The organism is Pseudomonas sp. BN606 (assembly GCF_029873115.1).
GTDB lineage: Bacteria > Pseudomonadota > Gammaproteobacteria > Pseudomonadales > Pseudomonadaceae > Metapseudomonas.
In genome coordinates, this window is record NZ_SSOF01000088.1 from 85,049 (window position 1) to 107,850 (window position 22,802).

Annotated in this window: 24 protein-coding genes; 11 read left to right on the forward strand and 13 right to left on the reverse strand. The window is 64.1% G+C overall.

Annotated features, from left to right (window positions below):
* Positions 1–191 precede the first annotated feature (191 nt).
* The gene (locus tag E8E75_RS28700; RefSeq protein WP_256673076.1) at positions 192–1,211 is read left to right on the forward strand and encodes an abhydrolase domain-containing 18; all 1,020 of its coding nucleotides are present in this window, start codon (positions 192–194) and stop codon (positions 1,209–1,211) included.
* 440 nt (positions 1,212–1,651) lie between these two features.
* Here the strand turns inward: E8E75_RS28700 and E8E75_RS28705 are convergent, their stop codons facing one another.
* Positions 1,652–3,022 (reverse strand): DUF1329 domain-containing protein, encoded by a 1,371-nt coding sequence (locus E8E75_RS28705; protein WP_280360079.1) that lies wholly within the window; start codon positions 3,020–3,022, stop codon positions 1,652–1,654.
* Between the two features lie 25 nt (positions 3,023–3,047).
* Complete coding sequence (locus tag E8E75_RS28710; RefSeq protein ID WP_280360169.1) at positions 3,048–4,955, reverse strand: DUF1302 domain-containing protein; 1,908 nt, start codon at positions 4,953–4,955, stop codon at positions 3,048–3,050.
* Positions 4,956–5,260: 305 nt separating this feature from the next.
* Between E8E75_RS28710 and E8E75_RS28715 the strand changes: the two genes are divergently transcribed.
* From E8E75_RS28715 to E8E75_RS28740, 6 genes are read left to right on the forward strand one after another with little or no spacing between them, the layout of a single operon-like run.
* Entirely contained in the window at positions 5,261–6,448 is a 1,188-nt protein-coding gene (locus E8E75_RS28715) for a lipid-transfer protein (RefSeq protein ID WP_153920205.1), read from the forward strand.
* A gap of 55 nt (positions 6,449–6,503) precedes the next feature.
* Entirely contained in the window at positions 6,504–6,944 is a 441-nt protein-coding gene (locus E8E75_RS28720; RefSeq protein ID WP_153920207.1) for a MaoC family dehydratase N-terminal domain-containing protein, read from the forward strand.
* Between the two features lie 10 nt (positions 6,945–6,954).
* Positions 6,955–7,374: a MaoC family dehydratase gene (locus E8E75_RS28725; RefSeq protein WP_153920209.1), complete on the forward strand. Its 420-nt coding sequence runs from the start codon at positions 6,955–6,957 to the stop codon at positions 7,372–7,374.
* Between the two features lie 25 nt (positions 7,375–7,399).
* Entirely contained in the window at positions 7,400–8,227 is an 828-nt protein-coding gene (locus tag E8E75_RS28730; protein ID WP_153920211.1) for an SDR family NAD(P)-dependent oxidoreductase, read from the forward strand.
* Between the two features lie 49 nt (positions 8,228–8,276).
* On the forward strand, positions 8,277–8,849 hold the full coding sequence (locus tag E8E75_RS28735) for a DUF2889 domain-containing protein (RefSeq protein ID WP_153920213.1): 573 nt from the start codon (positions 8,277–8,279) through the stop codon (positions 8,847–8,849).
* A 47-nt stretch (positions 8,850–8,896) separates the two neighbouring features.
* A complete protein-coding gene (locus E8E75_RS28740) occupies positions 8,897–10,303 on the forward strand; it encodes a DUF1254 domain-containing protein (RefSeq protein WP_280360081.1) in 1,407 nt (468 codons plus the stop codon).
* Between the two features lie 305 nt (positions 10,304–10,608).
* Here the strand turns inward: E8E75_RS28740 and E8E75_RS28745 are convergent, their stop codons facing one another.
* From E8E75_RS28745 to E8E75_RS28775, 7 genes are all read right to left on the reverse strand, one after another.
* The gene (locus E8E75_RS28745; protein WP_153920217.1) at positions 10,609–12,405 is read right to left on the reverse strand and encodes an acyl-CoA dehydrogenase C-terminal domain-containing protein; all 1,797 of its coding nucleotides are present in this window, start codon (positions 12,403–12,405) and stop codon (positions 10,609–10,611) included.
* A gap of 22 nt (positions 12,406–12,427) precedes the next feature.
* Positions 12,428–13,276, reverse strand: coding sequence for a 3-hydroxybutyryl-CoA dehydrogenase (locus E8E75_RS28750; protein ID WP_120651541.1), 849 nt, complete (start codon positions 13,274–13,276; stop codon positions 12,428–12,430).
* A 252-nt stretch (positions 13,277–13,528) separates the two neighbouring features.
* Positions 13,529–14,974, reverse strand: a complete 1,446-nt coding sequence (locus tag E8E75_RS28755) for a TolC family protein (protein WP_153920219.1) — start codon at positions 14,972–14,974, stop codon at positions 13,529–13,531.
* Positions 14,971–15,849, reverse strand: a complete 879-nt coding sequence (locus tag E8E75_RS28760) for an efflux RND transporter periplasmic adaptor subunit (protein ID WP_153920221.1) — start codon at positions 15,847–15,849, stop codon at positions 14,971–14,973. Before E8E75_RS28760 ends, E8E75_RS28755 begins: the two co-directional genes overlap by 4 nt.
* Entirely contained in the window at positions 15,846–16,058 is a 213-nt protein-coding gene (locus tag E8E75_RS28765) for a DUF1656 domain-containing protein (protein WP_077523383.1), read from the reverse strand. The genes E8E75_RS28760 and E8E75_RS28765 overlap by 4 nt, the downstream gene beginning before the upstream one ends.
* Positions 16,055–18,124: an FUSC family protein gene (locus E8E75_RS28770; protein ID WP_153920347.1), complete on the reverse strand. Its 2,070-nt coding sequence runs from the start codon at positions 18,122–18,124 to the stop codon at positions 16,055–16,057. The genes E8E75_RS28765 and E8E75_RS28770 overlap by 4 nt, the downstream gene beginning before the upstream one ends.
* Positions 18,121–18,558, reverse strand: a complete 438-nt coding sequence (locus tag E8E75_RS28775) for a MarR family transcriptional regulator (protein WP_120655220.1) — start codon at positions 18,556–18,558, stop codon at positions 18,121–18,123. The genes E8E75_RS28770 and E8E75_RS28775 overlap by 4 nt, the downstream gene beginning before the upstream one ends.
* Positions 18,559–18,871: 313 nt before the next feature.
* On the opposite strand from E8E75_RS28775, the gene E8E75_RS28780 reads away from it, so the two are divergent.
* Positions 18,872–19,780 (forward strand): LysR substrate-binding domain-containing protein, encoded by a 909-nt coding sequence (locus tag E8E75_RS28780; RefSeq protein ID WP_120651538.1) that lies wholly within the window; start codon positions 18,872–18,874, stop codon positions 19,778–19,780.
* Between the two features lie 75 nt (positions 19,781–19,855).
* Here the strand turns inward: E8E75_RS28780 and E8E75_RS28785 are convergent, their stop codons facing one another.
* Positions 19,856–20,026 (reverse strand): hypothetical protein, encoded by a 171-nt coding sequence (locus E8E75_RS28785; RefSeq protein ID WP_162945819.1) that lies wholly within the window; start codon positions 20,024–20,026, stop codon positions 19,856–19,858.
* A 299-nt stretch (positions 20,027–20,325) separates the two neighbouring features.
* Between E8E75_RS28785 and E8E75_RS28790 the strand changes: the two genes are divergently transcribed.
* The 3 genes from E8E75_RS28790 to E8E75_RS28800 all read left to right on the forward strand — a co-directional run bounded on the left by E8E75_RS28790 (position 20,326) and on the right by E8E75_RS28800 (position 21,237).
* Complete coding sequence (locus tag E8E75_RS28790; protein WP_120651537.1) at positions 20,326–20,535, forward strand: cold-shock protein; 210 nt, start codon at positions 20,326–20,328, stop codon at positions 20,533–20,535.
* A 153-nt stretch (positions 20,536–20,688) separates the two neighbouring features.
* Positions 20,689–20,934: a hypothetical protein gene (locus E8E75_RS28795; protein ID WP_153920223.1), complete on the forward strand. Its 246-nt coding sequence runs from the start codon at positions 20,689–20,691 to the stop codon at positions 20,932–20,934.
* A 99-nt stretch (positions 20,935–21,033) separates the two neighbouring features.
* Positions 21,034–21,237 (forward strand): hypothetical protein, encoded by a 204-nt coding sequence (locus E8E75_RS28800; protein WP_153920225.1) that lies wholly within the window; start codon positions 21,034–21,036, stop codon positions 21,235–21,237.
* Positions 21,238–21,239: 2 nt separating this feature from the next.
* Here the strand turns inward: E8E75_RS28800 and E8E75_RS28805 are convergent, their stop codons facing one another.
* The 3 genes from E8E75_RS28805 to E8E75_RS28815 all read right to left on the reverse strand — a co-directional run bounded on the left by E8E75_RS28805 (position 21,240) and on the right by E8E75_RS28815 (position 22,622).
* The gene (locus tag E8E75_RS28805) at positions 21,240–21,905 is read right to left on the reverse strand and encodes a DUF882 domain-containing protein (RefSeq protein ID WP_153920227.1); all 666 of its coding nucleotides are present in this window, start codon (positions 21,903–21,905) and stop codon (positions 21,240–21,242) included.
* A 104-nt stretch (positions 21,906–22,009) separates the two neighbouring features.
* On the reverse strand, positions 22,010–22,174 hold the full coding sequence (locus tag E8E75_RS28810) for a hypothetical protein (protein ID WP_153920229.1): 165 nt from the start codon (positions 22,172–22,174) through the stop codon (positions 22,010–22,012).
* Between the two features lie 73 nt (positions 22,175–22,247).
* On the reverse strand, positions 22,248–22,622 hold the full coding sequence (locus tag E8E75_RS28815; protein WP_120651533.1) for a helix-turn-helix transcriptional regulator: 375 nt from the start codon (positions 22,620–22,622) through the stop codon (positions 22,248–22,250).
* Positions 22,623–22,802 lie beyond the last annotated feature (180 nt).

Consider the following 22,802-nt stretch of genomic DNA (forward strand, 5'->3'; position numbering starts at 1 on the left):
ATGGGCTGGACTTTGCCGGGAGAATCCGCGTGTTGAACGAAGAGAGGTGTGCAGGCGAGAGGGTGGCAGACCGTTCGCGCAGCCCTTGGTGGGAACGGCTGCCGGAGGATTTCTGGCTGCATGCGGACGGGACGGCCCTGGACTCCATGCATCCATTGAAGGTCCGCGGCACCGCAGCGGTCGAGCGGGCCATGCGTACTTCTCTGTCGACCACGGTCGCCGCCGCGGTGCTGGCATCGCTGAAAGACAGCAGCCGCATGCAGGAAGAATTCGACGCCTTGCGCTTCTACGAACCGCTGGCGCGGGGAGGGGATGCCTCACGGGTATTCCTGCCGCCGCCCAAGGACATCGTGGTCGAGGCACAGACACTGTCGGGGGACGGGATCCGGCGTTTCCAGCTGAGCTTCGCAAGCCCCTTCCAGCCTTTGAACCCGTACGCGCGTCCGCGCTTCGCTGCCATGCAGCGCAATACCCGCGCCCATGCCCAGCACTGGTGCCATGGCGACCGGCCCAGGCCGACATTGATCGTTATCCATGGCTTTGCCGCGGACCCGCATTGGCTTAACGCCCACGCGCTGTCGCTGGCCGATTTCTACCAGCGCGGCTACGACATCCTGCTATTCACCTATCCGCACCATGGTCGGCGCGCCGAGCGTGGCTCCTGGTTCAGCGGGCAGGGCCTGTTCGGCAGTGGCCTCGTTTCCTTCAACGAAGCACCCTTGCATGCGATCCACGACCTGCGCGTGTTCATCGACTATCTGCAGGGGCGGGGAGTCGAGTATATCGGCGTGGCGGGCATCTCCCTCGGTGGTTATACCGCGGCGCTGCTAGCGGCTGTCGACGATCGTCTGGCGTACTGCGTTCCGATCGTGCCGGCGGTCAGCCCGATCGACGCGTTCCTCGAGTGGCAACCCACCGGCCTGCTGCTGTCACGATTGATGCGCAGCCAGGGGGTGGGCGTCGCTGAGATGCGCGGCTTGCTGGCGGTGCACAACCCGCTGACTTACGCCTCGCCCCTGGACGGTCGGCGCATGCTGATCATCGGTGGTGCCGGTGACCGGGTGACCATGCCGCGCCACCTGCGCCTGTTGCAGCGGCACTGGCCGGGCAGCGCGCTGCACTGGTTCCCCGGCAACCACATCCTGCACCTTGGCCGCAGGGATTACCTGGAGCGCATGGGCGAGTTGATGGATCAGTACTCCGGGATGTAGCGCGGCGCTGGTTGCGCAAGCCTCCTGTTCGCGAGGGCCGGGGGCTTTCTTTGTCTTCCGATATGGGCCCCAAACACTCGAACTGTTCGCGAGCAGAGCTCGCTCCTGCATGGGCGCGGCGCGTGGGCTTCAGGATGGTTTGGGCGTCGCCGGCGCGAGTCGCCCCTCGCCCGCCTGCGGGAGAGGGGCTGGGGGAGAGGGCCGCGAGCCTCGAGCAGAAGCCTGTTTAGCCGGGTTGTTCGCGAGCAGAGCTCGCTCCTACATGGGCGCGGCGCGTGGGCTTCAGGATGGTTTGGGCGCGGCCGGTGCGAGTCACCCCTCGCCCGCCTGCGCGAGAGGGGCTGGGGGAGAGGGGCAGCGCGCCTGGCGCCGAAGCCTCTGCCGAAGAATGAACAACGCCCCGCAATTGCGGGGCGTTGTTCGTGCTTCAACCCACGAGGTCAGCGAATACCCGCGTTGCGCAGGGCGGCGGGAGTGAACTCGGACATCTTGGTGCGTTGGCCGTACTGCGGTGCGAGCTTCGATTCGTTGCTCATGGCGGCGACTATGTAGCGGCCGGCGATCAGGTCATAGAAGCCCTGAGCCGCGGGGGCGTTGAGGCCCTTTTCATAGTTGGTGTAGGTGTAGTTCTCACCTACTCGCCAGAGCTGGCCGCGACCGTCGTAATGGTCGACTTCGGACAGCACCCAGGTGTCCTCGTCGAAGTACATGTCGCGCTTGGCGTAGATGTGCCGTTCGCCCGCTTTCAGGGTGGCCTGCACGTGCCACACGCGGTGCAGCTCGTAGCGGGTCAGGTCCTGGTTGATATGGCCGGGTTTGACGATGTCGGCATACTTCAGGTTCGGCGACTGCAGCTTGTAGTTGTTGTAGGGGATGTAGATTTCCTTTTTGCCGATCAGCTTCCAGTCATAGCGGTCCGGCGAGCCGTTCATCATGTCGGCGTTGTCGGAGGTACGCATGCCGTCGGCGGCCAGGCCTGGGGCATCGTAGGCGAGCTGGGGCGCGCGGCGTACGCGGCGCTGGCCGGCGTTGTAGGTCCAGGCCTTGCGCGGGTCCTTCACCTGGTCGATGGTCTCGTGGGCCATGGACACAGTACCGGCCAGGCGTGCCGGCGCGTTGACCGCGAAGATGTAGTAGTAAAGGACGTTCTTCGCTTCCTCCGCGTTCACGCCGTCCATGAACTGCGGGAAGCTGTTCTGGTCCTCGGTTTCGACAATGGTGTACGCGCCATCGACCTGTGGCACTGCCTGGACCGCCCAGCGGTGGATGTTGTCGCCGCGATAGCGAGTCACGTGGTTCCAGTAGACCTCGACGCCATTCTTCGGAATCGGGAAGGCGTAGTAGCGCGAGTCGGAGAAGTTGCCCAGGCCGTTGCCATCGCTGACCAGTTGCACGCCGGTGGCGCTCTTCTTCGCTGCGTCATAGATGTTCGACGGTGCCCAGGCGGTGCGGTGGCTCGGGTACACCGGGATCTTGTAGGTGTCGGCGTAGCGCTTGAGCATCGCCAGCTGGCCGGGGGTCAGCTTGTCCTTGTACTGCTCGGCGTTGGCTGCGGTGATAGTGAACAAGGGCTTCTCGTCCTTGAACGGATCGCCAAGGAAACCCTTGGCGTCCACCGGTGCGGCGCCTGGCTTGAGGCCGCCTTCCCAACTCGGGATGCTGCCGTCGGCGTTGCCTTCCTTCTGCGCACCCAGAGGGGTCAGGGTGGTGCCCAGCTGAGTCGCTTCCTGCTCGGAAACAGCGGCCATGACACTGGTGGCCAGCAGCGACAGCGCCAGGACGCCGGTTTTGATGATCATGCTTGCTTTCATGGAAATACCCTCTGCCGGTTTCGGCTTAGAAGTTCACGCCGAAGCTGAGCGAGACGAAGTCACGGTCAGTGCTGGTGTTGAAGTTGCCGCCGAAGAAGTCGGTGTAACTGAGGCTCGCGGTGTAGGTATTCAGGTAGTCGGCATCGAGCCCGACGCTGACGGCCTTGGCACCTTCTTCGAAGTTCGGCCCCCAGCCGTCCACGTCATGGGACCAGGCCAGGTTGGGCGAGAGGTTGATGCCGGCGACAACGTTCGGGTAATCGAGCTTGGCGCGAACGCGATAGCCCCAGGAGTCCGTGGTGTAGAAGCCGTGGCTGTTGCATTCCTTCTGGGGGTTGGTCGAAGTGGCGCAAACAGTGGTGTTCTGGGTGCCGGGGAACTGACCCGCACCATAGACCGGGCTGCGGCCGAAGCGGATATCGGTGCCGTCGGCGTCGCCCAGGCCGTTGATGCGGTTGTAGCCGACTTCACCCACCAGGGTCAGGCGGCTGGCGCCCATGACCTGGTCGAAGAACTGAGTGGCCGTCACCTGCGCCTGCATGACCGGCATGCGTTTGTAGCCAGGCAGGTCACCGCCGAGAACCCGCGCCGTTTTGCCGCTGGTGAAGACCGGGGAGGTCTGGGTGCGGAAGTCGGTGTCCGTGGACTGGATCGCAGCCAGGTTGAGGTCAGCGGTGTTGATCTGCAGCGGCATGTTCGGCCGGTAACTCAGCTCGCCACCCACGGAGGTCGCACCCACGGTGGTCTGGAAGCTCAGGCCGTAGAGGCGGATGTCTTCCGGATAGTCCACGAAGTAGCGTGCGGCACGAACCCGGTTGAACTGGTTCTGCACAGCGGCGACCTGGCGGGCCGCGGCGGGCAGGGCGCCGATTTGTGCCGCTGTGATCGGTGCGACGGTGGTCTGCTTGAAGCTCAGGTAGGGGTTGCGGCTGTGGTAGTTCATTGCATAGAAGCCGAACTCGGTATCGTTCAGCTCCGGCACGAACCAGCGCAGGGCAACGCCGTACTGGCCGCTGTCGCGCGGGTCGTTGTCTTCCAGGCGCGGCATGTAGACGTCATCCACCACTGCGTTGGTGAGGATCTGTGCGGCGGTCGCGGTGTTGTTGGCGACGCCGGGGGCGAGGTCCGGGCCGGCGAACACCAGGCGGTCGTTGCAGCCCTGGGGCAGGGGATCGGAACCGAAGAAGGTGCCGCAGTTGTCGACCACCGAGTTGTCCCACTCCAATTGGTAGAAGGCTTCGGCGGTTAGGTTCTCGGTCAGGCCCTGGGAGATGTAGAACATGTTCACCGGGATCAGGCCTTCCTTCACCTCGGCACCCGGACGGCGCAGGGCGGCGACGTCGATGGGGTTGATGCTGTTGATCGAGTTGCCGATGAAGGTGCTTTCGCCCCAGCTCACCACCTGCTTGCCCAGGCGCACGTTGCCGGCCAGGTCTCCCAGGCTGTAGTTGTGGTAGACGAAGGCATCGAGGAACTCGGCGCCGGAGGCCTTGGCCAGGTCGTCGCGGCCGCTGTCGTCGATATCGTAGAACAGGCGGTGCTCGTCCTTCAGTTCGAAGTCGTACCAGTACTTGCCACGCACGAACACGCCGCTGTCGCCGTACTTCAGCTCCAGGTCATGCACGCCCTTGAAGATCTTCGAGAAAGTCTCGCCTTTCTTGAAGTTCTTGCGGTTGTCGTCGGCGGTTCGGGTGGCGGACTTACCACGCAGCCCCTGAGTGTTGGCAGAGTTGATGAACATCGGGTCCGGTCCGCGGACTGCCCAACTGGCGCCGACGGAAATGGACGAGTCGAATTGCCCTTCGATTTCCCCCAGTTGGAAGCTGACCGCGCCTGCGTTGGCGCAGGTGCCGAGGGCGACCGCAGCCGCCAGCAACCGGGGAGGGAAGGCCGCCAGGCCGCGAGTGGAACCGCTGGCCGGCGTGCGCTGAATCAATGAGGTTGCATGTCTTGCCTGTGTCACGTGTTGGTTCCTCTGTGGAGTCTTTCTTGTTTTTTTTCAGGACCGCAAGCACACGCTATCCCCGACGCCCCCTACCCATCCCCCTCCAGTAGGGGGGGATTTTTCCCTCCCGTCGCACCCCTCGACATCCCCCCTTGGCCGCGCATGCCCACGCCCCCTCCACGAGGGGGGGCGTGGCTGTTCGTCGCTGCGCAACCATCGATCCAAGGGGTGCTGCATTTGCCATCTGGCGCAGAGCGCAGCCCAGACCTTGTCACCTGACCTTGGAGAAAGTGATGTCGCAGAAAGTCTATGTTGCCGGTGTCGGCATGATCCCGTTTGCCAAGCCCGGCCAGAGCGGTACCTACATCGAGATGGGTGCGCAAGCCATCCGCCTGGCGCTGCAGGACGCCGGACTGGACTACGGCAAGGTCCAGCAGGCCTATGCCGGGTACGTCTATGGCGACTCCACCAGCGGCCAGTCGGCCCTTTATGAAGTGGGTCTCTCCGGCATCCCGGTGATCAACGTCAACAACAACTGCGGCAGCGGCTCCACCGCCCTGTACCTGGCGCGTCAGGCGGTGGAGAGCGGCGCAGTGGATTGCGCCCTGGCCTTCGGCTTCGAACAGATGCAGCCCGGCGCCCTGAAGTCTCACTGGCTCGACCGTCCGATCACCTATGGCAAGGGCCACGAAGTGGCGGACGCGATCTTCCCCCAGGGCCGCGACATGCCCGACGCCCTCAAGTTCTTCGGTGGCGCCGGCCTCGAACACATGCAGAAGTACGGCACGAAGATGGAAACCTTCGCCGCCATTCGCGCCAAGGCTAGCCGCCATGCCGCCACCAACCCGCTGTCGGTGTTCAAGAAGGTGGTGACCACCGAGGAAGTGATGGCCGACCAGGTGATCTTCCCCGGAGTGATGACCCGCCTGATGGCGTGCCCGCCCACTTGCGGCGGTGCCGCGGCCATCGTGGTGTCCGAGCGCTTCGCCAAGCAGCACGGCCTGCGCACCGACGTGAGCATCCTGGCCCAGGCCCTGGTGACCGATAAGCCGGAAGCCTTCGAGCCGCCGTCGCTGATCAGCATCGTTGGCGTCGGCATGACCCGCCAGGCCGCCACCGAGGTCTACGAGAAGGCCGGCGTCGGTCCGGAAGACATCCGTGTCTGCGAACTGCATGACTGCTTCGCCCACAACGAACTGCTGACCTATGAAGGCCTGGGCTTCTGCCCGGAAGGCGGCGCCGAGAAGTTCGTGATGGACGGCGACAACACCTACGGCGGCCAGGTGGTGATCAATCCGTCCGGCGGCCTGCTTTCCAAGGGGCATCCACTGGGCGCCACCGGCCTTGCCCAGTGCTATGAGCTGACCCACCAGCTGCGCGGCACCGCCGGGGCCCGCCAGGTGGAAGGTCTCCAGCACGCCCTGCAACACAACCTGGGCCTGGGCGGCGCAGGCATCGTGACCCTCTTCGGTCGCGGCTGAAGACAGTGCGCGCCCACATGGGCGCGCGTTTCAACTCACTCGAGGACTCCATGACATGGCAGACAAGAGTCTGATCGGCCGTTCCCTGGGAGTGACCACCGCCGACGTGGAGAAGGGGCGCCTGCGCTTCTTCGCCAAGGCCATCGGCGAGACCGATCCGGTCTACACCGATGAAGCCGCCGCCAGGTCCGCCGGGCACCGCGCATTGCCGGTACCACCGAGCTTCCTGATGTGCCTGGAAGCCGAAGGGCGCGACACCGACCACATAGTCGAAGACATCTTCGGCTTCGACCTTGGACGCATCCTGCATGCTGAGCAGGGCTTCACCTATCACGGCATGGCCTACGCCGGGGACGTGCTGACGTTCGATACGCGGGTGGTGGATGTCTACGAGAAGAAGGGTGGAGCGCTGACCTTCGTGGTCCAGGAGACGCGGGTCACCAACCAGGACGGCCGGCACATCGCCGACATCCGTTCCTCTCTCGTGCAGCGCTGAGGATCGTGCAATGAGCCTTCCCCTGTTTGACGAGTTGCAGATCGGCGCCGAGCTGCCGCCGCTGACGCTGCCTGCGGTCAACCGCACCACGTTGGCCCTGTACGCCGGCGCATCCGGTGACCACAACCAGGTGCATATCGATCTCGACTTCGCCCGCAAGGCGCGCCAGCCCGATGTGTTCGCCCACGGCATGCTCTCGGTGGCCTATCTCGGCCGCCTGCTCACCGGCTGGGTGCCACAGACGCAGGTCCGCAGCCTGACAGTGCGCTTCACCGGCATCACCCAGCTTGGCCATGTCCCTACCTGCAGCGGCAAGGTCATCGAGAAATTCGAGGCCGATGGCGAGCGGCGCGTGCGTCTGGCGATCCGCTGCAGCAACCAGTACGGCGAAGAAAAACTGATCGGCGAAGCCGTCGTGGCCCTCGCCTGAACCCCACAGGAACAAGGAACAACCCATGAAGAAACTCGAAGGCAAAGTCGCCCTGGTCACCGGCTCCGGTCGTGGCATCGGCCGCAGCGTCGCCCTGAAACTGGCTGCCGATGGCGCTCGCGTGGTGGTCAATGACCTGGACGCCGGCCCGGCCGAAGAAGTGGTCGCGGAAATCCGCGCCACCGGCGGCGAAGCCGTTGCCTGCGTCGGCAGCGTCACTGCCGTCGACTTCGCCGACCGCTTCGTGAAGACCGCGGTGGACAGCTACGGCGGCATCGACATCATCGTCAATAACGCCGGCTACACCTGGGACAACGTGATCCAGAAGATGAGTGACGAGCAGTGGTACGCCATCATCGACTGCCACATCACCGCGCCTTTCCGCATCCTGCGTGCCGCCCAGCCGATCATCAGTGCCATGGCCAAGAAAGAGGCCGCCGAGGGTCGCGTGGTCAACCGCAAGGTGGTGAACGTGTCCTCGGTATCTGCGAGCGGAAACCCGGGCCAGGTCAACTACTCCACCGCCAAGGCCGGCGTGCTGGGCATGACCAAGTGCCTGGCCAAGGAGTGGGGGCGCATGAAGGTCAACGTCAATGCCGTCGCCTTCGGCCATATCGAGACCCGCCAGACCCAGCCGGTGGAAGGTGATCCGAACTACATCAACATCGAAGGCCGCGAAATCAAGGTCGGCATCAGTCCGGCCATCGTCGAGCAGTCGAAGACCATGATCCCGCTGAGCCGTCCAGGCACACCCGAGGAAGCGGCAGGCGCCATCTACCTGTTCTGCATTCCGGAATCCGACTACGTCTCTGGCCAGGTCCTGGTCTGCGGCGGTGGTCTGGGCAACGTTTGAGGTGACTGACGGGGCGCTTAGGCGCCCCTTCTTCCAAGAGGGCCGTTGCATGGAAGAGAAAACCGTCAGCCGTCGTCTGTTGCACACCCGCCAGGTGACCTGCACCGGTTACGAACGAGACGACGGGCTGTTCGAGGTCGAAGGGCGGTTGCTGGATACCAAAGGGGTGGACACGGAATTCCCTTATGGGGTCGTTCCTGCCAATGGCGTACTGCACCAGATGCTTATCCGCATGACGCTCGATCGCAAGCTGGTGATCCAGCGGATCGAAGCCGTTTCCGAACGGGCACCCACTCCGGTATGCGGTCATATCAACCAGGCCTACGCCGCATTGGTGGGCATCAGCATCGGCCCGGGGTTCAGGAAGCGCGTGGCCGAACGGGTTGGCGGGATGAAGGGCTGCACTCACCTCACCGAGCTCCTCGGTCCCATGGCCACTACCGCCATCCAGACCCTGGCGCCTGTGTTGCAGAAGCGCCTGCGCGATCGCGCCGCCCGCGATCCCGACTTCGAGATGCCCACCCACTGGGCCATCGGTACCTGTCATGCCTACCGGCCGGAAGGCGATGCAGCACTCCGCGTCCGTGAATGGCGGCCGACCGATAGCTGGCCAAAAAACTGAAAGGTCGGGGCGCTTGCGCCCTGTCGTTTCGCCACCAGGAGTTCCTCGTGAGCAAGAACAACCTCAGGCGCGCCCTCGTGGTCGCACTGCTTGCATTCCTCACCCATGCCTCCGTATCCAGCGCAGCCGCTCTGACGCCGGCCGAGGCGCGGGCCATCGCCAAGGAAGCCTACATCTACGGTTTCCCCCTGGTGGACAACTACCGCGTGCAATACACCTACTTTCAGGACCAGCAGCACCCGGAGTTCAAGTCGCCCTGGAACACCCTGCACAACACCGCGCGCATCTACACGCCGGACGACAGGGCCTATCCGACGCCCAATGCCGACACGCCGTACTCCCAACTTGGTGCGGACCTGCGCCGCGAACCGTTGGTGCTGACGATGCCAGCGGTGGCGAAAGGGCGTTATTACTCGGCGCAGTTCGTCGACGCGTACACCCATAATTTCGGTTACGTCGGCAGCCGGACCACCGGTAACGGCGGCGGCACCTTCCTGCTCGCCGGGCCGGACTGGCAGGGCACGGTCCCGCCCGGTATCGACCATGTGTTCCGTTCCGAGACCCAGTTTGCCTTCGTGTTTTACCGCACCCAGCTGAAGGGCCCGGACGACCTGGAAAACGTGAAAAGGGTGCAGGCCGGTTACAAGGTACAGCCGCTGTCCGCATTCCTCGGCCAGTCGGCTCCGGCCGCGGTAGCTGCCGTCGACTTCCGCGTGCCGCTAAGCGCCGAAGAAGAGCGCAGCAGCCTGGAGATCTTCAACCAGTTGAACTTCGTTCTCGGTTACTGCCCGATCCATCCTTCCGAACGGAGCCTGATGGAGCGCTTTGCCCGGCTGGGCATCGGCCCCGGCCTGACCTTTGACGGGCAGTCCCTGCCTGCGGATATACGCGAAGCCATCGCGGCTGGCATTGCTGACGCCTGGCGGGACTTCGAGGCCCTTGGCCAGCGGGTCGCGCGAGGCGAAGTCTCCACGACGCGTTTCCTCGGTAGCCGCGAATTCCTCGGCAACAACTACTTGTACCGGATGCGCGCGGCGGTCACCGGCCTCTATGGCAACGACAAGGAAGAGACCATCTATCCGCCGTTCTACCTCGACGCCCAAGGGCAGGAACTGGATGCGTCGCGCCATCGGTATACCTTGCGTTTCGCCCCTGGACAGCTACCCCCGGTCAACGCCTTCTGGTCGCTGACCCTATACGACGCTTCGCGACTGCTGGTGGCCAACCCACTGCAGCGCTACCTGATCAATTCGCCGATGTTGCCGCAACTGAAGCGCGATGCCGATGGCGGCCTGACCCTGTACATCCAGCACCAGTCGCCGGGCAAGGCCGATGAGTCCAACTGGCTACCCGCGCCGGACGGCCCGTTCTATATCGCCGGCCGTCTGTATTGGCCGAAGCCCGAAGCCCTCGATGGCCGTTGGAAGGCACCGAAGATCCAGCGCGTCGACTGAGCTACAGGGTTCGCCTGACCAAGCCGCGCGAAATCCTCTAAGGCCGCGGGCTTCTCCCTGATGGAGAGAGGCCCGTTTTTTGGTGCGACGCGTGGGCCAGGCCTTTGTAGGAGCGAGCTTTGCTCGCGAAAGTTTGCGCTCGGGCTGTTCGCGGGCAAGCCCGCTCCTACAGGTGCGGTGGGTGAATAAGGTGCCGGGCTTGGGTCAGAAAAAAAGGCCGTCACAAGGACGGCCCAAAGCTCCGTTCCGGCGGTCGACACCCGCCGGCCCCTTTCCGCCGCCCGCTTGGGGCGGGCGGCGGAATCTCAGAGCAACGAATCTTCCATCGCCAGAACCACGTCGCCGCCCTGGATCACGATCCGCGACAACCCCTCGGCACGTGGCAGCAGATGCTCGGCGTAGAAGCGTGCGGTCTGCAGCTTTCCGCGATAGAAGTCCTGGTCGGTGGTTCCCGCTTTGAGCTGGCCATGGGCGGCAAGCGCCGAGCGGGCCATCTGCCAGCCACCGGCCACGGTGCCGAACAGCTCCAGGAATGGCACAGCCCCGGCCAGAACGCGAGGCGCCTGGCCGTTGAAGTTCGCCACGATGAACTCCACCGCTGCGTTCAGCGCTACCACGGCGCTGGCGAGGGCGCTGGCAATATCCTGCAGCTGCGGGTCATCTGCCCAGACAAGACGCTCCATGACGTAGCGCATCCGTTTTGTCACCTGCCCGATGGCCTTGCCGCCATCACGGGCTATCTTGCGGCCGACGAGGTCGGACGCCTGGATGCCGGTGGTGCCTTCGTAGATGGTGGTGATGCGTGCATCGCGCAGATGCTGGGCGGCGCCGGTTTCCTCGATGAAGCCCATGCCACCGTGGATCTGCACGCCAAGGGAGGCGATGTCCACTGCATTCTCGGTGCCGCAACCCTTGACCACGGGGATCATCAGGTCGACGAAGGCTTGCCATTCCTCGCGGCGTGCCGGGTCGGGATGGCGTTCGGCACAGTCCATTGCTGCGGCGACTTCGCAGGCGATGGCGCGCATCGCCTCGGTGCGGGATTTCATCGACAACAGCATGCGACGGACATCCGGGTGGCGAATGATCGCCACCTTGTCACGACTCTTCGCGCCGGCCTCGGTGCCCTGAACACGCTCGCGGGCGTAGCCGAGTGCACGCTGGTAGGCACGTTCGGACAAGCCGACCCCTTCGATACCTACGGAGAAGCGCGCGGCGTTCATCATGATGAACATGTATTCCAGCCCGCGATTCTCTTCGCCCACCAGCCAGCCCAGGGCACCCTCGTTGTCGCCGAAGGCCAGTACGGCGGTCGGGCTGCCATGGATGCCCAGCTTGTGCTCGATGGAGGCGCAGCGCACATCGTTGCGCGCCCCCAGGCTGCCGTCGGCTTCCACCAGGAGCTTCGGCACCACGAACAGCGAGATGCCTTTCACACCCTCAGGCGCGCCTGGGACGCGGGCCAGTACCAGGTGCACGATGTTGTCGGTCAAGTCGTGCTCGCCATAGGTGATGAAGATCTTCTGGCCGAACAAACGGTACGTGCCGTCGCCCTGGGGCTCTGCGCGGCTGCGCACGGCGGCGAGGTCCGAACCGGCCTGGGGTTCGGTCAGGTTCATGGTGCCGGTCCATTCGCCGCTGATCATTTTCGGCAGGTAGGTTTCCTTCAGATGGGAAGACCCACAGAGCTCGATAGCCTCGATGGCGCCCCGGGTGAGCATGGGGCACAGGCCGAATGAAACGTTGGCGCCGTTCCACATCTCTTCCACCAGTGCCGAGATCAGTCGCGGCAGGCCCTGGCCGCCGAATTCCGGGTGGCAGGAGAGGGCGTTCCAACCGCCTTCGACGAATTGCCCGTAGGCCTCGTGCCAGCCTTTTGCGGTGGTCACTTCGCCTTCGTGCCAGCACGCACCCTCACGGTCGCCGATGATGTTCAGGGGCGAGAGCACGCCCTGGGCGAACTTGCCGGCCTCACCCAGGATGGCATCGACGAGGTCGGCGCCCAGGTCTTCGCAGCCGGGCAGTTCACTCACTTGTTCCAGGTATCCCAGTTCGTTCAGGACGAACTGCATGTCGCGCAGGGGAGCTGCGTATTCGCTCATGGCTGAGGCCTCAATGGGTGATTCAATAGCTGTGGAAGCCGCGGCCGCTCTTGCGGCCGAGATGGCCGGCCGCAACCAGGTCCTTGAGCAGCCGGGCGGGGCGGTACTTGGGATCACCGAAGCCGTCGTGCAGGACCTGCATGATGGCGAGCAGGGTGTCGAGGCCGATCATGTCGGCCAGGGCCAGTGGTCCGATGGGGTGGTTGCAACCCAGCTGCATTCCGGTATCGATGTCCCGGGCACTGGCGAGGCCTTCCTGGAGCACGAAAACGGCTTCGTTGATCATCGGGATCAGGATGCGGTTGACGACGAATCCCGGAGCGTTGTCGACGTTGATGGGTGTCTTGCCGACCGCCTTGGCGAAGGACTCCACTGCGGCGTGGGTCTGGCTGGAGGTCTGCAAGCCGCGAATCAGCTCCAGCAGTTGCATGGCCGGTACGGGATTGAAGAAGTGCACTCCGATGAAGCGCTCGGGGCGCTCCAATACGGCAGCCAGCTGGGTGATGGAGATGGACGAAGTGTTGGTGGCGATCACTGTGTCGGATGAAACCACTGCTTCGATCTGACGCAGGATGCGCAGCTTGAGCTCGAGATTCTCCGTAGCGGCTTCGATTACCAGGTCGGCTTCGGCCAGGCTGCTGTAGTCAGTGGTGGCCTGCACCCGTGCCAGAGTCGCTTCGCGCTCGCTCTCGCAGATCCTCGCTTTGCGAACCTGGCGTTGCAGGCCCTCGTTCACGGCGGCCACGCCTCGGGCCAGGGCAGGTTCGGTGACATCGATCAGGATGACGCTCAGGCCAGCGGAGGCACAGACCTGGGCAATGCCGCTGCCCATGGTGCCGGCCCCGATCACGCCGATTCTGTTGAGGCTCATGGAGAACTCCGGAGGTTTGCGAAATCAATCGCGCAGAGTTCAACAGAAGGTCGGCATGAATGGCCCACCCCGGAGGGGTAGGTGGGTCGGGAAGCTGCGGGTTTGGTGAGGGGGCTGAGTTGTCTCGGATTCAGACGGCTGGCTGCTTCAGGACTGCCCAGGCCTCGCAGGCGCGAGTCACCCCTCGTCCTCTGGGAGAGGGGGGGATAGGGTTGTTTCAGGCTGGCGCATTGAAGGGGCTGCGCTCGAAAGTCAGTGCACGTTGCTCTCGTCCTTGGCCGTTACCTGTTGCCAGCCACCGCCCAGGGCCATGAACAGGCCGATCTGCGCCTGGACGACCTGGCTCTGGCTGGCGGCCAGTTGTTCGGCGACTTGCGCCTGTGTGCGCTGGGCTTCCAGTTCGGCCAGGAAGGACTCGCGGCCGGCCTGGTAGAACGCATGTGTCTGCTCGGCGCTCAGCTGAGCTGAACGTGCGGTTTCGTCCAGTGCAGCACGTTGCTGCAGGGCGGCGGTGTATTGGGCGAGGGCCGTCTGGGTTTCGCGAAGGGCATTGAGCACCACACCGTCGAAATGGGCGAGCGACGCCTGGGTGGCGGCCTCGGCCTGCTGCACGCGGGCACGGGCGCCGGTGGTGGGAATGTTCCAGTGGATGAGCGGGCCGAAACCCCAGTGCTGGGTCGACGGGTCGCCCATGTCGTCGAGGATGCCGATCAGGCCGGTCGAGGCGCCGATGCTGATGTCCGGGTACAGCTCGCCGGTGGCGACGCCTATGCGCGCCGTGGACGCGGCGAGCTGGCGTTCCGCCTGGCGAATGTCCGGCCGGCGCTTGAGCAGTTCGGCGCCATCGCCCACTGGCAGCGGCTGGGTGAGTTCAGGCAGATGACGGCATTCGGTGACACCACGCGGCAGCGCCGCTACCGGCTGGGCCGTGAGCATGGCCAGCTGATAAATGCCTGCCTGCTGAGCGGCCGTGTAGCGCGGAAGCGCGGCGCGCAGCGATTTGAACTGGGTGGCCGAGCGCGTCACTTCGGTTTCGTTACCGCGCCCTGCAGCGTGAAGTTGTTGGGTGAGCTCCAGGCTCTGGCGCTGCAGATCCAGCGAGTGCTGGGCGACTTCGCGTTCCTCGTTGGCCGAGCAGACCTGCGCATAAGCGCTCACCACCCGTGCCACGACGTTGATACGGACCAGGTCGGCAGCGGCCTGCGCGGCGTCGGCGTCGGCGCGGGAAGCCTCGACGCCACGCTGGAGCTTGCCGAACAGGTCGAACTGATAGGACAGGCTGGCGTTGAGGTTGGCGAAGTTCACCACCGGCACTTTTTCCATCAACAGGAACTGCTGGCCGGCAACTTGGGTGCGCTGCAGGTCGGCACTCAGTGACGCCTCGAAGCCGCCACGATCTTCCGCTTCATGCACCTGGGCGGCGGCGCGGCCGAGGTTGGCGGCGGCCACGCGCAGGTCGGTGTTGGCGGCCAGTGCCTGCTCTACCAGGCGCTCGAGTTCCGGCGCGTGGTACAGGCGCCACCAGTCTGCCGGTACCGGTGTGGAGACGACCGATGCATCGGCGGTGGCGAGTTCCCCCTGGGCGTCGACCCGTTTGATCGCGGCGTCTCCAGGCAGTGCGTAGTCTGGGCCAACCACCTGGCAGGCGGAGAGGCTCAGGGCCAGGCTGAGACTGGCTGCGAGCGGGCGGAGTCTCATGGTTTCACCGGTGCTTCGAGGATGGAGACGGTGGCGGTTCGCCCCGCCACCATGCGGAAGTCCTCCGGTACCTCATCGAACAGGATGCGCACCGGAACACGCTGGGCCAGGCGCACCCAGCTGAAGGCCGGGTTGACATTGGGCAGCAGGTTGGCGCCGCTGGTGCGGTCACGGTCTTCGATGGCGGCGGCAATGCTGTGCACGCGGCCGGTCAGGCGGCGGCCATCACCCATCACGCGGATGTCCACGGCCTGGCCGATGTGGATCTGGCCGAGCTTGTTTTCTTCGAAGTAACCGTCCAGGTGGAAAGAGCCCTTGTCCACCACCGACAGCACGTTGTGCCCGGCGCTGACGAACTCTCCTGCCCGGGGCGCCCGGTCGTTCAGGTAGCCGTCCACCGGACTGGTGATGACGGTGCGGGCGAGGTTGAGCCGGGCGCCTTCCACCGTGGCTTCGGCTTCGGACAGCGCTGCGCTGGCGCGCAGCACCGAAGAGTCACTTGCCTCGACGATTTCCTGGGCGACGAGCCGGCCCAGGGCACGGTTGCGTGCCTGCTCGCGGCGGGCCTGGGCAAGGGTTTCGCGGCGGTCGTCGCGCATGGCCTGTGCCTGTTGCAAGGCGACCTTGAATCGCTCCTGGTCAATCACGAAGAGCACCTGGCCTTTGCTGACCGGCTGGTTGTCATGGACCTCCACCTTGTCGATCAGGCCCGAGACATCGGGCGCCACCTGGACCACGTCCACGCGGATATGGCCATCGCGGGTCCAGGGTGCGAACAGGTAATAGCTCAGCATCTGCCAGATCAGTACGGCGGCGACGGCAACGGCGAGCAGGGTGACCAGCAGGCGGGCGGAGGAAAACGCGAGTCGTTTCATGATTGCATCAGGATTCGGCTGAAATGTTCGAGGGTGCCCAGCAGGGCTGCGTACAACGCGATGTTGAACAGCGCGCGGTGCCAGACCAGGCGATAGACATGCAGGGCATTCAGGAGCTTCTGCAGCGGCAGGTAGACCAGGTAGGCTAGAAGCATCAGCACCAGGGCGGTGGGCAGGAAGACTCCGAAGATATTGATGTCGCCAATCACAGCGCTGCTCCGTCCAGGCCTGCGGGGATGGGTTGTTCCGCGCCTTGCACCGGTGGCGTGGCAAGTGCCGGGCGCAAGGCGGTTTCCAGCCCGGCCAGGGCATGCAGGACTGCCAGTGCGGTCTCTTCATGCTGCGGCGCGGCGGCGGCCACGGCCTGGCGGGCGTGTTCGATCAGGTTCAGCAGCGAGGGCGCTACGTCCCGGGCGACTGAGCTACGCAGGTTGCGCCGGAAGTGACGGCCGACGCCGCGCACCACCAGTTGCAGCGGCCGTTGCAGGTCCAATGGCAGCCGGCCCTGGTGGGCCTTGATGTCCAGCAGGTTGTAGGCGATGCGGAGTTCACGCTCGGCGCCGCTGCTGTCCTGGCCGCTGAGATTCAGGCGCGGCAGGTGCTGGGCGAAACGGTCGAGCAGGCGTCCGGCGAGCCTGCGTTGGGCTGCCAGGGTGTCGGCGCGGCTCATGTCCGCGAGGTCCTGCCAGCTGGAACGGGTCATGCGCCGGGCCAGCAGTTCGGCGCCGAAGGGGCGGAAAACCAGGGTCCAGAGGAAGGCGAACAGCAGGCCGATGGGACCGGCCAGGTTGCTGTTGAGGAATACCTGTACGTTGGCTTCGTAGGCACCCTGGATGCTGATGAAGGTTGCGGTGTTCACCGCGATCAGGAGTGTCGGCAGGTAGAAACGAGGCTGCACGGTCAGGGTGCCGACGCAGATGAAGGGGCCGGCGAAGGCCAGCACCAGCAGTGGGAAGTCGTGGACGTTGGGCAGCACGAGGAACAGGTAGAGGCTGGCCAGCACCACGCTGAAGCTGGTCCAGATGAAGAAGCGCCTGATCTGCACCGCCGGTTCGTCGAGGGTGGCGAAGAAGCAGCAGGCCACAGCGGCCAGGACCACGGCGCTGGCACCGTCGGTCCATTGCAGCCAGATCCACAGCTGTGTCGCGACGAAGATGCCGAGGATGATGTAGGCGACGGAATACAGCATCAGGCCGCGGTCGAAGAAGCGCGCGCCACTGCCCAGGTGCCAGTGTCGGTAGACCGACGTCCAGGGAGCATGGTCGTCGCTGTCCAGGCGCTGATGCAGGTCGCGGCAGTCCTGCCAGAGGTCGAGCCATTGCCGCAGGCGATAGAGGCTGCTGCTAAGCAACGACTGGCCGGCATCTCCCAAGCTGCTGGCATGCGGCTGCAAGGCATCGAGCTGCCGGCGGAGTCGCGTGCGCGTCTCGTCATCCGCGTCGCCTTGTAGCCAATCGAGGCAGGCCCGCAGGCTTGGGGCAAGTCTCGCGGCCAGCCGTGGTGCCTTTTCCTGTAGGGCGATCAGGCTGTCGTGCAGGGTATCCACCGCGGGCAACAACAGGGCCATGCGTTCACGAAGCTCACGGGCGTTGCGCACGACGCGAGGGTGCGCTCCCTCGTGCGGCAGCTGGCCGATCATCAGCTCCAGGCCATTGAAGGTAGTGACCATGGCTGAGCGCAATTGCACCAGCCGCTGCAAGTCACGCGGGTGTTGCAACTGCAGGGCGCAATAGTCGCGGGCGTCGCCGAACCAGCGGCTGGAGTTGGCGGCGAGCACCGGAGCCAGCCGGCTGGGCCAGAAGAGGCTGCCGACCACGCTGGCGCAGATGATGCCCAGGAGAATCTCGAGAAATCGCGAGTAGGCGAGGTCGAAGACCGCCTGTGGGTTGTCCACCACTGGCAGGGCGATCATCGGCATGGTGTAGCCGGCCAGCATCAGCGCGTAGTTGTCGGCGGTGCGTACATGCATCGAGAGGAACTGCATGCCGCCGGTCCAGAACGCCACCACCAGGCTCAGCAACAGGGGTTGCTGGGACAGCAGCGGCACGATGAACACGGCGGCGCTGGCGCCGAGCAAGGTGCCGAGCGCGCGGTACAGGGCTTTAGCGCTGGTGGGGCCGACGAAGGGGTTGGCGACGATGTACACCGTAGCCATGGCCCAGTAGGGGCGGGGCAGTTGCATGTACAGCGCGATGTACAGCGCCAGCATCGAAGCGGCGAAGACCTTGATCGAGTAGAACCAGTCGCGGGCGGGAGGCAGGTTGAGCACGATCAGTGGGCCTGGCTGAACTGGTCGAAGGCGTCGAACACGCGCAGGGCGGCCTGCAAGTCGGCAGGCGACAATTGCGCCAGTGCCTGGCGGCGCAGGAGGATCAGTTCGTTCTCCAGCCTCTCGCTGAGCTCGCGTCCGGCGCTGGTGACACTGAGGGTCTTCGCACGGCGGTCGCTGGCATCTTCCTGGCGTTCGATCAGGCCTGCGTTGCACAGCTGATCGAGCAGGCGCACCAGGGACGGACCTTCGATACCGATGGCCTGGGCCAGTTGCACCTGGCGCACGCCACCGCCCAGCCGGCCAATCATCAGCAAGGGCCCGCAACAGGCCTCGCTGATTCCGAACTTCGACAGGTTGGCCTGGCAGATGCGGCGCCAGTTGCGGCCACTGATGACCATGCGGCTGCTGACTTGCAGTTGAAGGGCTCCGACAGACATATATAAAGAGTGCTAGCTATCTATTAGGATGCTATCTAATCATTCGGTCGAATGCGCTTCAAGGGTGAAATCACGCAACAGTGTGTTTTGCTTCCGATGCTTGCGCGAACGCTCATTGCTACCCATAGGGGCGGCGGCCGAACGCTCTGCCACGGGCCTTTCCCTGGTGAACCAGTAATTTGCAGACAGATACCGCCATGCCAACTTCCCTATATTCAGTTCAGCAGTTCCGCGTGCTTGCACGGATTGACGCCTGGAAAGCTTCTCGTGCCATGTCGGGCGGGGTGACCGCGAATCACGGGAGGAGCGGGGTATGAATCGCAACGAACTGCGCAAGGCCGACATCAACCTGATGGTGGTGTTCGAGACGTTGATGCAGGAGCGCAATGTCACCAAGGCCGCGGAGAAGCTCTTTCTGGTCCAGCCCACCATCAGCGCGGCCCTGAATCGCCTGCGTGCGCTGTTCAACGACCCCTTGTTCGTCCGCGTCGGCCACCGCATGGAGCCAACTGCCCGGGCCGAGATGATCTCCCGGCACTTGTCACCGGCGCTGGATGCCCTGTCCGTGGCGCTCAGCCTGACTCACGAGTTCGACCCGTCCACCAGCAACATGACTTTCCGCATCGGGCTGTCGGATGACGTCGAGTTCGCACTGTTGCCGCCAGTGCTGCGGGCGTTGCGTAATGAAGCGCCGAACATCGTGATCGTGGTGCAACATGCCAACTATTGGCGGATTCCTGAGCTGCTGGCCAATGGCGAGATTACCGTCGGCATCGCCCAGACCCGCGACTTGCCGGCCAATGCCAGGTGCAAGCGCCTGCGCCGCGTCTACCCGAAAGTGCTGCGTGCGGACCCGGGCGACGCGCTCCTGACCCTGGATGAGTACTGCGCCAGGCCCCATGTCCAGGTATCCCACACGGCCAGTACCCACGGTTTGGCGGACGACTGGTTGCAGTCGATCGGACGCACGCGCCGGGTGGTGTTGTCGGTTCCGCAGTTCAGTGCCTTGCCGGCCTTGCTGGCGGACACCGATCTGCTGGTCAGCCTGCCTGATTACATCGCCGAAGCGATGGCCGCTTCCGGCCAGCTGCGTTACGAGTCGCTGCCCTTCGAAACACCCGAGCTGGACCTGGATATGGTCTGGCTCAGCATGCTGGACAGTGATCCGGCGGAAAGCTGGCTGCGCCAGCGCTTGCAGGACTTGATGGGGGAGGGCGACTGAAGGCCGTCCCGGGAGCGGGCGCGGGCGGTTGCCGGCGCCGATAATGACAAGGCGAGCCATTGGCTCGCCTTGTCATCATTCTTCGGGTTTCTTCGCCTGGGGCTTGGACCACTGCGACTTCTGACGTCCCGTATTCCATCCGGTCTTGCCGGTGGGGACCTCTGTGATCTCGCCGCCCTTCGACAGAAAGGCCCTGGTCTGCTCGTCCAGCTCGGACCTGGCACGGTTTGTTGGGTTATCAGACATGAGAGCACCTTTGATTTGTGAGCGCTCGAAAGCGAGGCCTACCCGTGACTATACAGGCTCGCCCTCCGGCCAACCCGCTATTTCGGCCGGTTGGCCAACGCGCCGGGTGCCGAGCCGCCAGAAAAAACTTTCCAATCTCGCCGAACCCTGTATTCTTCGCCCACTGCCTGCTCAGTCTTGCGGCACCGGCTTGATGTTCTGTCCTTTCGATGTTCCATCTCCTCGGCACCCTTCACTACGCATACAGTCATGGCTGGGCTTTCGCCTGACCGCTATTCCTACACCTTGGAGACAACATCATGGCAACTCGCCAGAACGGTACCGTTAAGTGGTTCAACTCTGAAAAAGGCTTCGGCTTCATCACCCCCGAGCAAGGTCCGGACGTGTTCGTTCACTTCCGCCAGATCGAAGGTGATGGCTACAAATCCCTGGACGAAGGTCAGCGCGTAAGCTTCCTCGTCACCGACGGGGCCAAAGGCCCTCAGGCTGAGCAGGTTCGCCCGCTGTAACAGCCGCGTCGAAAAAAAGCCCCGCGCCGTGCGGGGTTTTTTTTGGGCGGACGGAGACCTTCGGTCCGATATTGGATCGAAAGGAAGCTATTCGGGTTCTGCAGGTAGATAGTGGACTTTCCGCAACTGAGACTCGATCCGCCGGAGGTCACCATGTACAGACGAGACTTCCCGGAATACGCCGCCTGGCCCGAAACGCTCATCAATGGCGACCATGTGCTGGCCTTCATCGCCATTGCGCGGAACGGCAGCGACGACGAACCCTTCTTCTATCGCGTCTACGACGGCGCTTACTTTGCGCGCCAGTGCGACGCCCTCGAGGCCGCCAGGGATGCATTGAGCAAGCTCCTGCGCATCGACGAGCACCATCGTCCGGTTTTCAGCTCGGCGGAATGCTGAGCACCGACGTCGGTACCGCCGGGCTAAGCCACATTGGCGGGAGCGCAGCCTCGGCGCTATAGTCCGCGACCTTTCGATTTCCCCATCTGGTGCGGTGCTATGGACGACGATCTCGACCTCCACGAACCCGAGCACGATCATCTGCTCGACAACGACGATGACCTGGATGACAAGTGCTTCGACGATGAAGACGCCGATCCGCTCGACGCCGTGGAAGGGGAGTGCGATTACTGCGGCGAACTGACCGAACGCACGGATCGGCGTGGCCAGTTCGTTTGCGGGGACTGCGCTGACTTCGATTGAAGTCAGGCGAAATGCTCGCCCTGGTCCAACACGGCCAGAGCCCATTCTTCCTGCCCTGGCTCCACCAGCGCGGCGACTCGCCAGGTCCTGACGCGGCCAACGTCTACGTGGATGAACCCCTTGGATGGATAGAAGCCCACGCCACCGGCGCCGAGGGCGCGGACCAGCCTGCCCAGACGTTCGACGCTGACGCCGGGAATACGGATGTCGGCGGCCATGCCACGGATGTGCAGGGACTGCCGGGCGGCGCCTTCCAGGGTGGCGTTGTGCTGCGGGGTGCGATAACCGCTGCTCACCAGGATGCGGGTGGGGAGCTTGTTGATGCGAAGCCAGGCCTGGATGAGGAAAAGCAGGTCGAGCAATTTGACGTTGATCTTCACCGTGCTCTTGTACTTCACGTCTCGCAGGATGCGGCAGCCCTGACGATAGCCTTCCAGGTCCCAGCCCTTGCCCTTGCGGAAGTAGCAGAAGGTGGCGACTTCTCCTGCGGCCGGGCGTTCCAGGCGCAGGTGGCGATCACGATTGAGCATGCGTGCGTGGAGGTTGCGGGGGCGCAGCGTCACCTCGATCCGGCTGGCCAGGGCGTCGCCCGCGACAAGGGCCGCGCCGAATGCTGCGAAGGCCTTGAGTACCTGGCGTCTGGAGATTCCGGGAGAGGAGGCAGCCATGGGCGACCGCTCGCTGGGAGATCAGGGTGATCGACTATACACCCGGTCGCGAAAACTGCAGAAGATTGCGGAAAAAGCCCCGCATCGCGGGGCTTTTTCGTTATTCAACGGTGGCCTTTCCTGTGCCCGTCCCGGTCTCGGTCATCGTGGTCCCGGTGGCCGTCCCAGCCACCACGGTGATCGTCGTCATCGTAGTGATGGATGATGCAGCCGCTGTTGCTGGCGAGTACGACGGCCAGCAAGGCAATCTTCACGACTTTGGCAATCATGCGCGTTACCTCTCGGGCATGAGGGATCGGATTCCCCATGTCCTTGAGACAGGTAGCTGGAGAAAAGGGTCGATCAATCGCCCGGTTTTTCCAGTCGCCGGGCGATCTGCTCGAGCAGAACCAGGTCCTGTTCGACCAGGCGGCCTTCGCTGGCTGCACGGGTGAGGCGGTCGAGCACCTGGCGGGAGCGTGGACTCAGTGTCTGTTCCGGGCCGTAATGGCCGTCTTTCGATTCGGCAATCTGCATGACGGGATTGAGCAGGTCGTTGAGCGATACCTCCAGCGCCTTGGCGATGCGTTTGAGGTCTTCGAACGAGGGCTCGCGGGTATCCCGCTCGTAGTTGCCGATACGGGATTGTGATTCCCAGCCGCACTCGTTGGCCAGGGCCTGCTGAGAGAGTCCTTTCAGCTTTCTGTAGTGCGCGATGCGCGATCCAAGCGTGTTCATGCCGCGAATCTTAATGACGGAATGAATCGTCCTTGGCTCACTTATCGTGTTTGCATGGTGTGCAAAACGTGATTATGGTAGTCCGCAATCAACGGATTGCCAAGGGCGCTCAGGGATGATGGGGAAAACCCGCAGGGGCGGGACCGGTTCACCACCAGGGATACCAGCGCCCGGTAGCGC

Coding starts and splice junctions, on each gene's coding strand:
- E8E75_RS28700 (WP_256673076.1), top strand. CDS start 192: ATGCGTACTTCTCTGTCGACCACGGTCGCCGCCGCGGTGCTGGCATCG.
- E8E75_RS28705 (WP_280360079.1), bottom strand. CDS start 3,022: ATGAAAGCAAGCATGATCATCAAAACCGGCGTCCTGGCGCTGTCGCTG.
- E8E75_RS28715 (WP_153920205.1), top strand. CDS start 5,261: ATGTCGCAGAAAGTCTATGTTGCCGGTGTCGGCATGATCCCGTTTGCC.
- E8E75_RS28720 (WP_153920207.1), top strand. CDS start 6,504: ATGGCAGACAAGAGTCTGATCGGCCGTTCCCTGGGAGTGACCACCGCC.
- E8E75_RS28725 (WP_153920209.1), top strand. CDS start 6,955: ATGAGCCTTCCCCTGTTTGACGAGTTGCAGATCGGCGCCGAGCTGCCG.
- E8E75_RS28730 (WP_153920211.1), top strand. CDS start 7,400: ATGAAGAAACTCGAAGGCAAAGTCGCCCTGGTCACCGGCTCCGGTCGT.
- E8E75_RS28735 (WP_153920213.1), top strand. CDS start 8,277: ATGGAAGAGAAAACCGTCAGCCGTCGTCTGTTGCACACCCGCCAGGTG.
- E8E75_RS28745 (WP_153920217.1), bottom strand. CDS start 12,405: ATGAGCGAATACGCAGCTCCCCTGCGCGACATGCAGTTCGTCCTGAAC.
- E8E75_RS28750 (WP_120651541.1), bottom strand. CDS start 13,276: ATGAGCCTCAACAGAATCGGCGTGATCGGGGCCGGCACCATGGGCAGC.
- E8E75_RS28755 (WP_153920219.1), bottom strand. CDS start 14,974: ATGAGACTCCGCCCGCTCGCAGCCAGTCTCAGCCTGGCCCTGAGCCTC.
- E8E75_RS28760 (WP_153920221.1), bottom strand. CDS start 15,849: ATGAAACGACTCGCGTTTTCCTCCGCCCGCCTGCTGGTCACCCTGCTC.
- E8E75_RS28775 (WP_120655220.1), bottom strand. CDS start 18,558: ATGTCTGTCGGAGCCCTTCAACTGCAAGTCAGCAGCCGCATGGTCATC.
- E8E75_RS28780 (WP_120651538.1), top strand. CDS start 18,872: ATGAATCGCAACGAACTGCGCAAGGCCGACATCAACCTGATGGTGGTG.
- E8E75_RS28785 (WP_162945819.1), bottom strand. CDS start 20,026: ATGTCTGATAACCCAACAAACCGTGCCAGGTCCGAGCTGGACGAGCAG.
- E8E75_RS28790 (WP_120651537.1), top strand. CDS start 20,326: ATGGCAACTCGCCAGAACGGTACCGTTAAGTGGTTCAACTCTGAAAAA.
- E8E75_RS28795 (WP_153920223.1), top strand. CDS start 20,689: ATGTACAGACGAGACTTCCCGGAATACGCCGCCTGGCCCGAAACGCTC.
- E8E75_RS28800 (WP_153920225.1), top strand. CDS start 21,034: ATGGACGACGATCTCGACCTCCACGAACCCGAGCACGATCATCTGCTC.
- E8E75_RS28805 (WP_153920227.1), bottom strand. CDS start 21,905: ATGGCTGCCTCCTCTCCCGGAATCTCCAGACGCCAGGTACTCAAGGCC.
- E8E75_RS28810 (WP_153920229.1), bottom strand. CDS start 22,174: ATGATTGCCAAAGTCGTGAAGATTGCCTTGCTGGCCGTCGTACTCGCC.
- E8E75_RS28815 (WP_120651533.1), bottom strand. CDS start 22,622: ATGAACACGCTTGGATCGCGCATCGCGCACTACAGAAAGCTGAAAGGA.